This window comes from Halomonas sp. TD01 (assembly GCF_923868895.1).
GTDB lineage: Bacteria > Pseudomonadota > Gammaproteobacteria > Pseudomonadales > Halomonadaceae > Vreelandella.
On sequence record NZ_OV350343.1, the window covers coordinates 2243976 to 2259741 of the forward strand.

Annotated in this window: 11 protein-coding genes; 2 read left to right on the forward strand and 9 right to left on the reverse strand. The window is 52.7% G+C overall.

The features are described from left to right. Positions 1-27: 27 nt before the first annotated feature. Together L1X57_RS10160 and L1X57_RS10165 are read right to left on the reverse strand one after the other, a co-directional pair. Positions 28-864, reverse strand: coding sequence for an ABC transporter permease (locus L1X57_RS10160; protein WP_009721450.1), 837 nt, complete (start codon positions 862-864; stop codon positions 28-30). Continuing rightward, a complete protein-coding gene (locus L1X57_RS10165) occupies positions 864-2066 on the reverse strand; it encodes a quaternary amine ABC transporter ATP-binding protein (protein ID WP_009721451.1) in 1203 nt (400 codons plus the stop codon). The genes L1X57_RS10160 and L1X57_RS10165 overlap by 1 nt, the downstream gene beginning before the upstream one ends. A gap of 381 nt (positions 2067-2447) precedes the next feature. Here L1X57_RS10165 and L1X57_RS10170 point away from each other — a divergent pair, with 381 nt between their 5' ends. Further along, positions 2448-2876, forward strand: a complete 429-nt coding sequence (locus L1X57_RS10170; protein ID WP_009721452.1) for a hypothetical protein — start codon at positions 2448-2450, stop codon at positions 2874-2876. Between the two features lie 245 nt (positions 2877-3121). Here L1X57_RS10170 and L1X57_RS10175 read toward each other — a convergent pair whose 3' ends face one another. The 5 genes from L1X57_RS10175 to L1X57_RS10195 all read right to left on the reverse strand — a co-directional run bounded on the left by L1X57_RS10175 (position 3122) and on the right by L1X57_RS10195 (position 9212). Further along, positions 3122-4522, reverse strand: coding sequence for a sigma-54-dependent transcriptional regulator (locus L1X57_RS10175; RefSeq protein ID WP_009721453.1), 1401 nt, complete (start codon positions 4520-4522; stop codon positions 3122-3124). Positions 4523-4533: 11 nt separating this feature from the next. Next, a complete protein-coding gene (locus L1X57_RS10180) occupies positions 4534-5979 on the reverse strand; it encodes a sensor histidine kinase (RefSeq protein WP_009721454.1) in 1446 nt (481 codons plus the stop codon). A 99-nt stretch (positions 5980-6078) separates the two neighbouring features. Beyond that, positions 6079-7257, reverse strand: coding sequence for a PQQ-dependent sugar dehydrogenase (locus tag L1X57_RS10185; protein WP_009721455.1), 1179 nt, complete (start codon positions 7255-7257; stop codon positions 6079-6081). 86 nt (positions 7258-7343) lie between these two features. Next, positions 7344-8219 carry an AEC family transporter gene (locus L1X57_RS10190; RefSeq protein ID WP_009721456.1) on the reverse strand — a complete coding sequence of 292 codons (876 nt, stop codon included), beginning with the start codon at positions 8217-8219 and terminating at the stop codon, positions 7344-7346. A 69-nt stretch (positions 8220-8288) separates the two neighbouring features. Then, positions 8289-9212, reverse strand: coding sequence for a LysR family transcriptional regulator (locus L1X57_RS10195; RefSeq protein ID WP_009721457.1), 924 nt, complete (start codon positions 9210-9212; stop codon positions 8289-8291). 191 nt (positions 9213-9403) lie between these two features. Here L1X57_RS10195 and L1X57_RS10200 point away from each other — a divergent pair, with 191 nt between their 5' ends. Then, positions 9404-11362 carry a ligand-gated channel protein gene (locus L1X57_RS10200; protein WP_009721458.1) on the forward strand — a complete coding sequence of 653 codons (1959 nt, stop codon included), beginning with the start codon at positions 9404-9406 and terminating at the stop codon, positions 11360-11362. Positions 11363-11439: 77 nt separating this feature from the next. On the opposite strand, the gene L1X57_RS10205 is transcribed toward L1X57_RS10200, so the two are convergent. Beyond that, the gene (locus L1X57_RS10205) at positions 11440-14595 is read right to left on the reverse strand and encodes an efflux RND transporter permease subunit (protein WP_234667705.1); all 3156 of its coding nucleotides are present in this window, start codon (positions 14593-14595) and stop codon (positions 11440-11442) included. Next, positions 14595-15680, reverse strand: coding sequence for an efflux RND transporter periplasmic adaptor subunit (locus L1X57_RS10210; RefSeq protein WP_009721460.1), 1086 nt, complete (start codon positions 15678-15680; stop codon positions 14595-14597). Before L1X57_RS10210 ends, L1X57_RS10205 begins: the two co-directional genes overlap by 1 nt. Between the last annotated feature and the right edge of the window lie 86 nt (positions 15681-15766).

The window sequence follows — 15766 nt, forward strand, 5'->3', positions numbered from 1 at the left end:
GATGGTGGCCGCGTGACCTTCCTTGATTCACTGTGAGCGGCGTGTTTTCCGTAATGATTGGGTTAAACGGTCAAGCAGCATGGCCAGAATGACCACGGCGATACCCGCTTCAAATCCATCACCGGGGCGTAGCCGCTGAATCGCGCGCCACACTTCGCTACCCAGGCCGTCTGCACCAATCATGGCGGCGATAACCACCATTGAAAGTGCCAGCATAATGGTCTGGTTAATACCTGCCATCACTGTTGGTAGCGAGAGTGGAAGCTGAACCTTGAAAAGTTTTTGGCTGCGCGTCGCGCCATAGGCATCGGCGGCTTCGATAAGCTCAACCGGTACCTGACGGATACCTAACGTTGTGAAACGAATAGCAGGCGGCATCGAGAAAATCACCGTCGCAAAAATGGCGGATACGGAGCCAATGCCGAAAAATGGAATCGCCGGTATCAGGTAAACAAACGCAGGCATGGTCTGCATGAAGTCCAATATCGGCATAATCAATCGGTAAAGCCGATTAGATAATGCCGCCGCAATGCCTACAGGTAATGCGATAACCACAGCAACCAGGGTCGCGAAGACCACTAGCGTGAGCGTCTCAATCATCGGGTTCCAAAGGCCCAGGTTCCAAATTAAGGCTAGCCCGGCCACTGAACCAATCGCTAAGCGAACACCCGCTAACTTCCAGCAGAGTAGGGTGATTAACCCAAGTAGCGCCCACTCAGGTAACCACATCAAGCTATCGTTTAGGACGTCTATGCCGGTTTGAGTAAAGCGTGAAATTGCCCGGGTTACAGATGAGTATTCGCTGGTCAACCAGGTCAGGCCGCTTTCAATCCAATCGCCAAGGGGGATGCTTGGAATATCCATTACTGTTCTCCTGCTCGTGCTAATTCATCCAGTACCGCGCCCTTCACAACGACACCAAGCAACCGCTGCTGCTCGTCAATGATGGCTATGGGGAAGCTTTTATCGCTAAACATAGCGAACAGGTTTTGCAGGGGTTCTTCTGGAGGGACTTTGCGGAAGTCTTGAGTCAGGTAATCAGTAATCGTTTCTGACTTGGCATCAATAGCCTTGCTTGCCGACTCGGCCTCTAACAGACCTATTAGGCGGCGGTCACGATCAGTGACATAAATTGAATCAATACTATGGTCACGCATACGGTGTAGTGCAGTGCGCGGGCCGTCGCTTTCACGGGCGGTAGAACGCACGGGGCGCATGGCGCTCTCGGCGGTTAACACCCGCGAACGATCGACGCCTTCGATAAAGCGGCGTACGTAGTCATCAGCAGGTTGGGTTAATATTTCTTCCGGTGTACCGATCTGTACGACTTCGCCATCTTTAAGTAGCACGATGCGGTCGCCAATATTGAGTGCTTCATCTAAATCGTGGGTGATGAAGACGGTTGTTTTCTGCATTTTAGATTGCAGTTGTAACAGTTCTTGCTGCATATCCTTTCGGATTAAAGGATCAAGCGCTGAAAAGGCTTCATCCATTAATAGCACGGTGGAATCATTCGCCAGGGCACGGGCTAGACCGACACGCTGCTGCATACCACCGGAAAGCTGATTCGGATAAGCCTCTTCCCAGCCATCTAGCCCCACTTGCGTTAGCGCATTTTGGGCAATTTGCTTACGCTCTACTTTATCTACACCGCGAATTTCAAGCCCGAACTCGGCGTTTTGGCGTACCGTGCGGTGCGGGAAAAGCGCAAAGTTTTGAAAAACCATTGAAAAATGGCGGCGGCGACACTCTAAAAGCGCTTTCTCACTTAGCGTGGGAATGTTTTCGCCATCAATTATGATTTCACCTTCAGTGGTATCAATCAGGCGATTTAGGCAACGAATTAACGTTGACTTGCCAGAACCAGAAAGCCCCATGATGACGAGCAGTTCGCCTTCATAGACGTCGAATGAAATGTTTGATAGACCTAGCGTTTGGCCAGTTTTCTCAAGAATTTCAGGGCGTTTTAAACCTTGGTCGCGAAGTTCAAGGGCTTTTTTCGGCAGTTTGCCAAATACCTTGCTTAAGCCGCGGACCTGAATTTTGACAGGGCGGGTTTCGTCCATCAGCGGTGCCTATTGCGTGAATGAGCAGCCTTGTGTCGTTGCTCAGCTCGCTTCCCAGTACCAGATGGCTTTCCCTGCAAACAGCGACACAAAACGGTTCATAATTAAAAATTAAGTTAAGGTTTGGTTATTTATTAATATTTATTATACATAAGTGGGTAGGGTGTGTCACAACGCCCCTTCCACCAAGCGTCAAAAGTCGTCACATGTGTCAGTTTGAACCCGCAGTAACAATTCGCTCGGGATTCAGTTTATGTTTTTTTATTTTTTTAAAGTTATGATTTTTATATTAATTTTTAATGATTAAGGTTGTTTGGCGTGAATCGTGTATTGAGGTATGTAGTTAAGCGATATTTTTTGGTTAGAAGGGAGGTAAGCCTTATGGATAAACACGTTAATCAAGTTACCAAACGCCCCCGTGTACTTACTCTGTGCATGTTAGCGGCCACCGTAAGCACACTTGCGCTCGCCGGTTGTGGTAATGGTGACGACGCTATGCCGCCTGCTGAACAGCCAGAAACGATGGAGCAGGACGCAACCTCTTCTACTGGACAAACATCTACTGCGAACGATAATGCCGCTATGGGCACTACGTCGGATCCTATGATGAACGATGAACCCGCAGTAGCAGATGACCCTGCCATGAGCGACCCAGGGCTAAGCGATGATGCAGCGGCATCACAAGAACCGATGCCCAGTGAAGACGTTAGCAACGTAGAAGATCCCGAGGAAAATCCAGGATTTGGTGAAGGCACCGACCCGATGCCAGGTGCTGATGAGAACGACGATGAGATGAACAACGGTCAGTAATCGTTAACGCTCCCTACGATGATAAATCGACCCAGCTGTCTGTTCCCTGCGGCTGCTCCACACGGTTTATCATCCTTTTCCCCCCGCGCCCGCGGGGGTTTTTTTGTGGCAGTGACTATGTTGGAAAGCCATCTTTAAAAAGAGGGAATCCAACGCATGCCCTATTTTTGCATGTAGCGCAAAGCCTGTCGGCATATACACAGATAGCCGGTCTCACTGTTTAGTGGCCGGCAATTTGCACCAAGTTATTCCTCGTTATCTTCCAAACGACGATAAAGCGTTCGTCGAGCAATACCCAACACTTCAGCAGTACGCCGCTTATTGCCGCCGGTGGCTTCTAACACTTTGCGTATATAGCGCTTTTCTACTTCTTCCAGGCTGGGCCAACGGGTAGGCGCAGGCGCTGGAACTTGAGTGCCGGGCAACACTTCGCCGCTGAGTGTCGGCGTTATTTCCGAGCCGTTATGTTGGCTGGCCTGTTCGCGCAGCCGCTCTGGCAAATCTTTGTGTTGCAATACACCTTCTTCACTCAATGTTACGGCCCGCATAATGGCGTTTTCCAGTTCGCGTACGTTGCCTGGGTAGGTGTAGTTCAGCAGGCTATTCAGGGCTTCGGGCTCAATTTGTTCAACCTGCTTGCTCTGCGCTTCAGCATGTTTGTCGATTAATGCAAACACGAGATGCTCAATATCGGTGCCCCGCTCACGCAGCGGAGGGATGCGCAGCGAGAACGTCTCAAGGCGATAGAACAAGTCACTTCGGAAGTTTTCCTGTTCGATCTCTTTTTCAAGATTGCGATGAGTCGCGGCAATGATACGGACATCTACCGGTTCCTCACGTTCGCCGCCGACTGGCCGTACGGTCTTTTCTTGCAGCGCACGTAGCAGTTTGGCCTGAAGATTAACGGGCATTTCGCCAATCTCATCCAAAAACAGGCTGCCGCCTTGAGCGCTATGAAACAGGCCACGACGCGCTTCGTTTGCCCCGGTGAATGCCCCTTTTACATGGCCAAAAAACTCACTTTCCATTAGATCGGCAGGAATGCTGGCGCAGTTAACAGGCACAAAAGGTGCTTCGTGGCGTTTGCTCTCTTGATGGATAGCGCGGGCCAATAGTTCTTTACCGGTACCACTTTCGCCTAGAATCAAAATAGGCGCATCGCTTTTAGCAAGCCGGGATGCATCGTGAAACAGAGACTGCATGCTTGAGCTTTTTCCGACAATGCCATGAAAGTGGCTCAGCTCGGTATCGTGAGAAAGCGACAAGCGCTGTCGCTCTAAGACGCGAAAGACCGCCTCACGAATCGCATCTAAATCCAATGGCTTGGTTAGAAAATCATCGGCTCCTAGCTTTAGCGCCTCGACAGCTTGGTCAATGGTGCCAAACGCAGTAATGACAATAATACCCAGCTCGCTGCCGCTTTGGCGCAGCTGTTGAAGCAACTGAATGCCGGTCATTCCAGGAAGACGTACATCCGTAATCATCATCGCCACAGGTGTATGGCTAAGTAGCGCCAGGGCGTCCTCGGCACTGGGAACGCCTAGCGTGTCGTAGCCCGCGTCGTTGAGCTCTTCTTCTAATAACTCACGTATAGCGGCGTCATCTTCCACTACCAATAAAGGTAAAAGGGGTTCCTGATGGGTCACAAACGTTTTCCTCAAGCGGATGCGGTTTCACTAAGGGGGAGCGTAATCTCAAATCCAGCGCCGCCAAGGCCGCTATTAAATACGCCAATCGTCCCGCCGTGATCGTTAATAATGCGATGTACCATGGAGAGCCCTAAGCCGCTGCCTTGGCCCACCGGTTTGGTCGTAAAGAAAGGGTCAAATACCTGCTGATGGTGCGACGCTGGAATGCCAGGTCCGTCATCTTCTACCCAAAGCGTTAGCTCTTCACTGTACTGCTTGGCACTAAGGCGTATACAGCTAACGTCAGGCGCTTGCGCTGCGTTGCGCAATAAATTGGTGAGTACCTGCACAATTTGCTGCCCATTGACCAATAAATGGGGGGTAGGGGAGGGAAGATCAATATCCAAATGGATATTTCGTGGTTCCAGCTCCTCTTCCACTAACTCACTGGCACTCAGGATAAGCTGATCCAACGCTTGTGTGCCTTTCTCTACGTTATGTTGTCTGCCTAATTCCATTAACTGGCGAACAATTTGAACAATTCTTTCTACTTCGCCTCGAATACGGCTTAGTCGTGCACGTTCGTCGTCGCCAATGGTGTCCCTGCGGGCTAAACGCTGGGCTTGGCCATTGATGACGGTTAACGGCGCGCCAATTTCATGGGCCACACCGGCTGCTAGAACACCTAACTCGGCCAACTTTTTGGATTTGCGCAGGCGCTTTTCTAATTCGATTTCGCGCTGCCGGCGGGCATCAATATCGCGATCTTTTTCTGCCATGGCATCTAGCATGCCGTTCAAGCCTGATGCTAAGCGGCGATATTCCGTCGGGCCATCTACGGTGGCTCGTTGGCTGCGGTCGCCATCTTCCACCAGTAACATCACGTGTAAAAGGCGATTGAGCGGCCGTTCAATATAGTGCCTAAAGCCCCACCAGATGCTAAAAACAATACCGGCAGCCCCAATCACAAACACCAGTACCGCCACAATGCTGATAAAGCCCGTATAGTTTTCGATGCCGGTATTAAGTCGGTTTACTTGCAGAACACCTTGCACCGTACCGTCTTGCGCCCGCAGCGGAATCAACGCTGAGTAGTACGTCCAGCCTTCCTGTTGGCGGTAATTGCTGTATAGGTCATCTTGTTCGATAACCTGCTGAATCTCATTCGAAGTAAACAGGTCTTTGCCCAAACCAAGCCCATAGACCTCTCGGCCTTGGGTATCGAACACATAAGCACCATAGATACGATGAAATGAAAAAGCGGATTGCAGCGCTTCTTCTAACGGAGTGTCGCTATCGCGAGCGACGGCGTAACTCAGAGATGTGCCCAGTGCCCGCGTGATAATCTCAACTTCGGTTTGCAGCTTGGAACGCACGTTATCTTCCAGTGATTTGATAGCCACTAGGCTAAATACCACTAGAATGACAAACAGCGGCACGATCACCGTCAAAATAATTAAATTACGTAGTCGCATCAGGCATCCATGATGAATATCAGCCGTTCATCAGTGAACAGCAGGGACAGTGTAGACAGGCAGTATAAAGAGTAGCGGTTCAGATAACGTTAGTATGGGTTAATTAACCACCTGCAAACGGTAAAGGCTGCCCCGATCGCCATCGGTTAGCAAATAAATGGCGTCGCCAGGCCCTTGGCGCACATCACGAATGCGGCCAATGTGGCCGTCAAGAATAACCTCTGCATCCACAACGTTGTCGTTTTCCAATTGCAGGCGCAGCAACGTTTCGCTGGCTAAACCGCCAGCTAATAGCTGCCCCTGCCAGTCTCCAAACGCGCTGCTGGTGACTTCGGTAAGGCCCGAAGGCGCAAAACGACCCTCAAAGCGGTAAACCGAGTCGACCATGCCGGGCTTCGATTCGACTCCGATCGGCTCATTAGTCCTGTAATCATTACCCAAACTAACTTCCGGCCAGCCATAATTACTGCCTGCTTTGATGTGATTAAGTTCATCGCCTGTGCGCGGGCCATGCTCGGTCGCCCAAATTTCACCATTGCTAAGTACCGTCATACCCTGAATGTTGCGATTGCCCGTGGAATAAATTTCATCCAGGGTACTGTCATCGCCCACAAAAGGATTGTCATCAGGAACGTCGCCCGTGTCGGTTAAACGCAGCGTTGATCCTGCATGGTCGTCACGTGCCTGGGCTCGGGATGGGTTAACGCCGCGGTCACCAATACTCATTATTAGGGTGCCGTCTGCTAGCCATGCCAAACGAGAACCGTAATGACGGCCGGGTGAAGAGGCACGATCCTGTTCAAAAAGGTGCTCGATCTCGCCCAGTGAATCCTCTTGCCACTTAACCCGTGAAAGTGCTGAACGGCTGTGATTACCGTCGGGTTTGCTCCAAGTGAAATAAACCCAGTTGTGTTCACCGTCACCAAATGCCGGATGTAGGGTGATATCGAGAAGCCCGCCTTGACCCTGATGGCTGACCGTGGGTAACCCTTCAAGTGTCCGCTGGTTACCGTCTTGATCTACCAGTGTTAGTTGGCCACGGCGTTCGCTGACTAAAAAACGACCGTCAGGCAAAAAAGCAACGGCCCAAGGGCTGCTCAACCCACTAGCCACGCGTTCAAGTGACAAGGTCATCTGATCGGTTTCAATCGTATCGTGAACCATTTCTGCTTGGGCATTATTGAAAATACCTGCCAACATTAGCCCGCCAATGGCTGTCAGAAACCAGCGTTGAAAGGGAATCATTAACACTGTATGGCGTTCTTGTGCTTGGCGCATCATGGTCACTCCTGTCGTCGTGGCTAGTGATGATCATGTTCCAGTTTAGCAGTGACTGCTTAAACCAGGCGGGGTTCCTTGTGTTGCTACATCAGAAACGCTAGCAGTATCGGCAAATACACCAGGGCAAGTAGCGTAGAGCAGAAAACGAGGCTGGCGACATACGCGGGTTCGCGCTGAGCGCGCTGGGCGAACAAGTAGTTAAACACCGCTACAGGCATGCACATTTGCAGCACTAGAATGCTTTGCGCCAGAGGGGGGAGGCCAACCCAGCCCGCAATTAGCCACGCAGCCCCAGCAGCAAGGGGAATGCGCACCAGACTAAAGCCGATGCCGGAGCGCAGGCTTTTTACCTGGATGCTGGCTAGGGAGACGCCGAGCGTAATCAGCATAAGCGGTACGGTGAAACCAGACATTAGGTCGACTGTATTGGCCAGCCAAGGGGGAAGTGATGTATCGGTTAATAGCAGCGCCATCGAAATCAAAATGGCATAGACGGTGGGCGTTTTAAGCAACGTTTTAGTCGGGCTTCCGTTGCTATTAAGAACGGCCCCTAACGTGAACTGAAAGAGTGAGACTGTCACCATCACCGTAATGCCATAGGCAAATCCTGCGCTGCCAAAGGCATACAGGACAACGGGTAGCCCCATATTGCCGGTGTTGGGGTACATCATTGGGGCGAGTAATACGCGCCAACTGCGGCGCAATAGTTTGGCTACCACAAAGCTCGCCGCGCCCATGGTGAGAATCACTAGGGTAGTGGCAAACATCATCTGCCCAAAGCTATTGGCATCAATATTAGCCCCAGAAAGTGATGCGAGCACCAGCGCGGGTGTGCCAATGTTAAACACCAACCGAGTAATAAAGTCGACGGGGTAGGGATGCCCTAAGCGTACCCATAAATATCCCAGCCCAGCACCGGCAAGTACCGGAGCCATCACGGCAAAAAGTTCGGCGAGCATTACTATTCCTTGACGATGATTAGCGGCTCATTGTCGTTAATTAGGCCGCTAACTGGCAAGGTGAATTGGTTAATCAACGTTAGCGGTTGAGTGACGGGGTTGCCAGGCGGCGGGGACTTGCTCACGTAAAAACTCGAGCAGTGCGTTAACCCGGCGTGAGTGGTGGCCGTAAGCGTACAGCATGGTGATCGGCAGTGGAGCGGGTTCCCAGCCAGGCAAGCAACTGACTAAGTCGCCGGGATGATGCTGCTCACGTTTTTCAACCACCCAGTGAGGCAGCAACCCAATGCCTTGGCCATAGGCAATGGCATCAATTTGAAGCACCGTTAGATCGACTCGCAGCCGCGAGCGGGGCGCATTAAAGAGAAAGTCGTCGTGATGAGTATGGTGTAACAGCAGCCCGCTAGAAGCGCTATCGAGTAAATCAATCCACGCGTGTGCCTCTAGCTCGCTTGGATGCTGAGGGTAACCAGCGTTGGCAAGATAGCTGGGGTTGGCATAAAGGCCACGGGTCAAGTGCCCCAACCGCTCCTGGTTGAGACCACATTCGTGCGTTGCCCCTAGCCAGATGTGCACACTGTTACTGTGCATTTTAGTGGGCGGTGACTCTCGGGTATGAAGGGTTAATTCCACCTTTGGATAGCGGGTTAAAAACGCATCAACAACACCTGCCATCCAACCTCGTGCCAATGCCCCGTGTACTTCCAGCGTTACTTTTCCACTGATCTCCTCACGGAGTTCTGCCAACGCTTCCTGGCTATGTGCCGCCATCGCCAGCAGTTCTGTGCAGTAGTTATGAAACAGCAGCCCTGCTTCAGTGGGGATCAACCGGTTGGCTTGCCGCCTGAGCAGTGGCTGACCCAATCGGGCTTCCAACTGGCTAATGCGGCGGCTCAACGTTGATTTAGCAAGCCCTAGTTTTTGTGCGCTGCGCGTCAGGCTACCGGTGGTCATCACATCGGCAAACGCGGCGAGTTCATCAAAATCGTACATGGTCGGAGCCACTGGGCAGCAATTGAAACGCTATTGTGCCATCTAATGATGTGAATGAAAATAATTGGCATTTGTGTTCCGGGTGGCTGAACGCGCTGTGCGACCTCTTTGTGCAAAGACTATGCAAAAATACGAATGTTAATAATTCGCATTGTATTTCAGATGCTCTTTCACATCAAAGGAACCCAGCTATGTTCTCTCGTTTGCGTCGCACGCTATTGGCCAGCGTCATCTCTTCATTGGCCTGTAGTGCCGTGCTGGCACAAGAAACGCCTCGACTAGATGATGTTGTGGTTACCGCGTCAGGTTTTGAACAGCAAATTACTAGTGCGCCTGCTTCTATTAGCGTTATTTCTCGGGAAGAGCTTGAGCGTGGCCACTATCAAAATATCACTGACGCGCTGCGCGATGTGCCTGGCGTGATTGTCACCGGTGGCGGTGCAGGAGATCGCGGCAATGATATCTCACTTCGTGGCATGCCCTCTCAGTACACCTTGATTTTGGTGGATGGACGTCCGCAAAACTCTCGGGAATCACGCCCGAATGGTAGCGCGGGGTTCGAACAAGATTGGCTCCCGCCGCTACAAGCGATTGAGCGCATTGAGGTAGTACGTGGGCCAATGTCGACACTTTACGGTTCAGATGCTATTGGTGGGGTGATCAACGTGATTACCCGTAAAGTGGCCGATGAATGGCACGGCAATGTGCAGCTCGACACAGTGCTTCAAGAGAACAGCAATTCTGGAGACAGCCGCCAAGCGAATTTCTACCTAAGCGGGCCGTTAGTGGGTGAGCGATTAGGGCTGCAGCTTTATGGGCGTGCGTCTGAACGGGATGAAGATGATATTTTGAATGGCTACGAAGAGAAAAGCCTGCAAAGTCTAACTGCACGGTTGAGCTTCGCGGCGAACGATAATCACGACTTCACCGCCGAAGCTGGCATTACCGAACAGGATCGCCACTCAAGGGTAGGGCGTTCTGCCGCTGCTGAGGGTTGCAAAGGTGGTTGTACCGACAGCATCGGCGAGTACACCAACACTCACGTTGCCGTTACCCACAGTGGCCGCTTTGACTGGGGGACTAGCGAGACCTTTGTGCAGCGTGAGCGTAGCGACAACAAATCCCGCGACATCGAAATTACCAACACCACCGCTAAAACTAGCGCGGTGATCCCACTAGGTATGCACTTAGTGACCGTTGGAGCGAGCTACGAAGAGGAGTCGCTGAGCGATACCACCACCAACAAGATATCTGACCGGACTGAAATCGAAAATAGCCAGCGGGCGCTGTTTGTAGAAGATGAGTGGATGCTGACCGACACCTGGGCGTTGACCGGTGGCTTACGCGTCGATGACGACGATAACTTCGGCAGCCACGTAAGCCCACGCCTTTACAGTGTTTGGAATGTGACACCTGACTGGACGCTTAAAGGGGGCGTTTCAACCGGCTATCGATCGCCAAGTCTGCGTGAAATCACTCCCGATTGGGGGCAGGTCAGCCGCGGTGGCAATATTTACGGTAACCCGGACCTTAAACCTGAAACGTCGCTTAACAAAGAGATTGCACTGCTCTACGCCAATGATGCAGGTCTAAGTGGCAGTTTGACGCTGTTCCACAACGACTTTGACGATAAAATTACTCGTATTGCTTGCCCTATCGATATCTGTACCGATGGTCGTAATGATTTTGGCAGCGACCCTACTTATCGCGTCAACGTTGATGAGGCGATTACGCAAGGGGTGGAAGCCAGTCTGGCAGCACCGCTGACAGATGCAGTCTCGTTAACGGCTAGCTATACCTTCACTGACTCCGAACAAAAAAGTGGCCAATATGCTGGCGAGCCTTTGACGCAGCTACCGCGCCACCAGGTCTCGGCTACGCTTGACTGGCAGGTCAACTCGCGACTCAGCCAATGGACAAAAGTGAGCTACCGCGGTGAAGAGAGTCAGCCCACTACTGGCCCATCAAGCCGTTCTGTGGTGGCACCTTCTTATACCTTTGTGGATGCAGGGGTGGGTTACAAGCTAAACGATAGCACCACGGTAAATGCCGGTATTTATAATTTGTTTGATGAGCGCATTACTTACGATGAGTACGGCTACGTGGACGATGGTCGCCGTGTTTGGTTGGGATTGAATGTCGCCTTCTAGTACCTGTTTAGCCATTCTATTAAACGTTGCGGCCACCTTATTAGGTGGCCGTATTTTTAAGTGAATCAAGTGGCTATTTAAGGATGTTGGGCTTGGGCAGGCTGGGTATGTCGTTTGCTAAGCGTCAGTACGCTTATCATCAATGCTGGCAGGAACGTCACCGTCACGATCGAGGCTCCCAGCAAGCCAAATAGGACAATCGCCCCCACGCCACGGTAGAGTTCGGTGCCTTCACCGGGTAAAAATACCAGCGGTGAAAGCCCGCACAGGGTTGTCAGCGTGGTAATTGCAATTGGGCGCAGGCGGGTTTGTACCGCTTGAGATACGGCTTCCTGAACGGATAGCTGCTTATCGTGTAATCGTCGGCGTGCCTGGTCGACCACCAGGATGGGGTTATTCACCACAGTTCCCATTAAGATCAAAAAGCCCAACATCGTAATCATATCGAAGGGCTGACTTAGTGGAGCGATACCAATGAGTGGCAGTAGGCTGCCCACTGCGTTCATGGCTGCCAAACCCATAATGCCACCCACCACGCCCAAAGGAATGGAGGTAAGGATCAGCAGCGGGTACCCCCAGTGGGAGAAAATCGCTACCAGTAGTAAATAGACAATCACAATAGCAATCAAGAAGTTGCCCATTAGCGCGTCTCGCGTGGCATTCAACTGATCACTAGCCCCAGAAATCGAAATATCCACCGCCGAGGGTAGTACCCCCTCACGGCGTAAACGCTCCAGCATCCTCTCTGCCTGCTCAACCCCTGCTTCTAGGGCAATACTGGGTGGTGGGATGACATTGAGGGTCACCGTTCGGCTACTATCGACCCGGCGAATAACACTGGTGTCCATGGTTTCATCAATGCTGGCGACGGCAGAGAGCGGCAACGTCGCGCCGCTGGGAGTATGGAGTAGAAGGTTGGGTAGTTGGTCCAGAGGTAGCGACAGCTGGGGGCCATAAAGATAAATATCGATCTTCTCGTCATCGAGAAAAAAGTCATCCACATAGGCACCTTCGGTGAGTGCGGCGACTGAAAAGCCGACGTCTCCTGCCGCTAAGCCAAGCGCTGATGCCTGCGCCCAATCTGGGCGAATTTGTATTAGCGGCTGATCCAGCGACAGTGATGAAGGTTGGCTCTGAATGCGCGGATTGCCAAACTCATTGCGGGCTTCTCGGTAGAGGTTATTGGCGGCTTCATATACGGTCGCTAAATCCGGGCCGGCGATATCCAGGTTGATACTCCGGGTGCCGCCATCGTTACTGGAAATAATCGAGCCTTTCGAGGCAAACGCACGCATGCCAGGGAAGCGTTCGTAGTAGCTGGTAAGTGCGTCCATTAACGCTTCGATATCACTTGGGTCAGCTGCTTCCGCAACGATAAAAAGCCGCGTGGGGGCGACTCGCATGTTCATATAAGCCAGCGGTGGCACCTCAGTGTCGCCCGCTAAAAAAGCCGCTGGGTCAGCGTCTACATGGGGTAAAAAGTAATCCTCTACTTGCGCGGCGATTCCCGCCATCTCCTGCAGGCTATAGCCAGGCGGTGGGCTCATCACTGCAAAGGTTTTAGGTTCCTCGCCTTCGGGCAAGTACTCGGCTGGCGGAGTGAGTACAACGATAGTCCAGCCGCTGATCAATACTGTAGTTACCAGAATCGCTCCGCGCCGAAAAGGAGTGGCGATCAATCGATCAAGCCGCTCCCCAGCCCACGAAGGGCGTGAGGCCGCGGAGCTATCATCATGCTCGTTGCGCATCGAAAAATTAAAGCGCGAACATAGTGACGGCACCAGGGTGACTGCCACCAGCATCGAGGCAAAAATAGCAGCAGAAACGGCAATGGCTACGTCGGAGTAAAGTTGCCCGGCTTCCTCTTCTATAAACAGAATCGGCAGGAACACCAAGATGGTGGTGGCCGTCGATGCCAGCGTCGCGGGCCATACTTCCTGCACGCCGCGTAACGCCGATTCAATGCGGTCGAGCCCTAAACGGCGGTATCTCTCAATATTTTCCAACACCACAATGCTGTTATCGACGCTCATGCCAATGGCAAAGGCAATGCCTGCCATGGAAATTACGTTAATCGTGCGGCCAGTGAGCATCAGCCCTAAAAAAGCAGCGATGGTGCAAAAGGGAATGCCGATAACGCCAATAAAGGTGGCCCGAGCGGAGCGCAAAAACAGGTACATCACCAACGTTGCAAAGGCCGCCCCGAGTAGCAGATTGCTCCATACATTACTGACCGAGGCCTCCACGTAGCGCACATCATCGGCAGTCAGCACCATTTCCATACCCGCCGGGCGCAGAATGCTATCGTTAATCGCCGCTATTTCTTCCTCAATGGCGTATTTGATATCGATGACGTTGGCACCGCTTTCCCGCCGAAGGTCCATACCAATGCCCGGTTGGCCGTTATAAAACGATAGCTGGCTTAAGCGAGATTGCCCCTGGCGGACCTCGGCAACGTCGGCAAGCCGCACGATGCTATCCCCTTGACGAGCGACAACCAGCTGCGCCAGTGCCTCAGCGTCATCAAAGCGGCCCAGCGTGCGTATCAGATAGCGGCGTTTACCGGCTTCTAATTCACCACCGGAGATATCCCGGTTACGCTGGGTGATAGCATCGCGTAGCTCGGTAAGTGAAACCCCGCGCTGAGCCAGCGCGCCAGGGTCGACCAAAATTTGTAGCTGCCGCTGAGCGCCGCCATTGACGCCGACTTCCGATACCCCTTTAACGCCTTCCATGCGAGGCCGCACACGGTCGTCGATAAAGTCGCTCATCAGTTGGATGTCTAACGCCTTAGGGTTGCCGGGTAGCGTACCCACGTGAAAGCGTAAAAACGCGTCTGTCGAAAAGGCGGCAGAAACAATCCGTGGCTGGTCCACATTGGTGGGATATGACGATACTTGGCTGAGCGCGTTATTTACTTGAATCAGCGCTGCCGTCATATCCACGCTAAACGGGAATTCAAGCTCAATTTCAGCGCTGCCGCTTTCGGCCATCGCCGTCATGCGGGTAAGATTCGGCACATTGCGCAAGTACTGCTCCTGCTCAATGAGGATCTCTTTTTCGATATCCTGGGGTGTCGCTCCCGCCCAGCGCGTTTCGACCGTTATTGTGCGGGCTTCAATGTCGGGAATCATCTGAACGGGGATGCGCAGCGTGGCGGCAATGCCCAGCAGCAGGAAGATTAGCGCGATAACAGTGACCAGCGTTTGCTGGCGCAGTAGGGCTGCAAACATTACTCGCTCCCCGCCGCGACAGCCTCAACGCTGATACCTTCGACCAGCGATTCATTACCCCGAATGACTACCTGCTCATCACCGGCGAGGCCCTCGATAATTTCCACGCGGTCGGCAAAGTTAATACCCAACTGCACACGCTGTTCAGTAACCTGATAGGTGTTGTTTTCGTTAGGGGTGGCCACCCATACGGTGACTCGCCCGTCTGGGTAGCGGCTTAACGCATCGCGGGGAACCGTCAGCCCATCGCTGCCGGTCGACGCCCGCAGCACGGCATCCACTGCATTACCTGGGTATAGTGAAGCTGCATCGGGCACATGGGCGCGTAATAGAAATGTGCGGGCACTGGGGTCACTGATCGGCACCATGGTGGCGATAGTGGTCTCGTGGGTTTGCTGGCCCACGCGCAGGCTGATCAACGCTTCGTCTTGAACGGCAGCATAAAAGGCTTCGGGTACCTGGAAATCAGCGCGCAGTTCATCAAGGTTAACGAGGCGTGCAACGCTATCACCCGGTGTGACCCACTCACCGAGATTAACGCTGCGAGCGCTAACGACACCATTAAAAGGGGCGTTAATTTCATGGCGAGCCAGTAAGGCGCTTAAACGCGATTGTTCCGCCGTTAAGCGTGAGCGAGCGGCACGGGCTACGTTAACGGCACTACGACGAGCGCTGGCTTCAGTCGCCGCGATGTTTCGCCCCACGCCCACCGACTCCGCTTCGCGCAGTAGTCGTTCTGCTTCCGCTAGCGCGGCCTGGGCCTCCTGCTCTGCGGCAACCGCCGCTGCTACGTCAAAACGAGCCAGGTCGTCTTCCAGTGCGATTAGCCTGTCTCCTTTGGCGACGTGGTCGCCAGGATTAACCGCTATCTGAATAATAAGCCCTGACACGGATGCTGAAAGTAGGGCATCTTCCAGGGAGTTAACGGTGCCGACTAGATTTGTTTCGGTATAAATTGGCTCATGGTTTACGGGCGCGAGTTCGACCCTGGGGGCTGATTGCGCGAAGGAAGCGCCAGAAAGTATTAGGCCGCAGAGCAACAGTAGAACCAAGGCAAAATAGCGGACAAGCGGGTACGCGGTCATAACAGACAGTTTCCTAATAAACATCGAATTCGCTGTTAAGCGGGCGTGGAAGTTGGTTGATAGTACCTAAGCTTGGCGCTTACGAG

Bases quoted from the DNA above. Each gene is read 5' to 3' on its own strand.
- L1X57_RS10160 (WP_009721450.1), bottom strand. From the start codon at position 864: ATGGATATTCCAAGCATCCCCCTTGGCGATTGGATTGAAAGCGGCCTG.
- L1X57_RS10165 (WP_009721451.1), bottom strand. From the start codon at position 2,066: ATGGACGAAACCCGCCCTGTCAAAATTCAGGTCCGCGGCTTAAGCAAG.
- L1X57_RS10170 (WP_009721452.1), top strand. From the start codon at position 2,448: ATGGATAAACACGTTAATCAAGTTACCAAACGCCCCCGTGTACTTACT.
- L1X57_RS10180 (WP_009721454.1), bottom strand. From the start codon at position 5,979: ATGCGACTACGTAATTTAATTATTTTGACGGTGATCGTGCCGCTGTTT.
- L1X57_RS10185 (WP_009721455.1), bottom strand. From the start codon at position 7,257: ATGCGCCAAGCACAAGAACGCCATACAGTGTTAATGATTCCCTTTCAA.
- L1X57_RS10190 (WP_009721456.1), bottom strand. From the start codon at position 8,219: ATGCTCGCCGAACTTTTTGCCGTGATGGCTCCGGTACTTGCCGGTGCT.
- L1X57_RS10195 (WP_009721457.1), bottom strand. From the start codon at position 9,212: ATGTACGATTTTGATGAACTCGCCGCGTTTGCCGATGTGATGACCACC.
- L1X57_RS10200 (WP_009721458.1), top strand. From the start codon at position 9,404: ATGTTCTCTCGTTTGCGTCGCACGCTATTGGCCAGCGTCATCTCTTCA.
- L1X57_RS10205 (WP_234667705.1), bottom strand. From the start codon at position 14,595: ATGTTTGCAGCCCTACTGCGCCAGCAAACGCTGGTCACTGTTATCGCG.
- L1X57_RS10210 (WP_009721460.1), bottom strand. From the start codon at position 15,680: ATGACCGCGTACCCGCTTGTCCGCTATTTTGCCTTGGTTCTACTGTTG.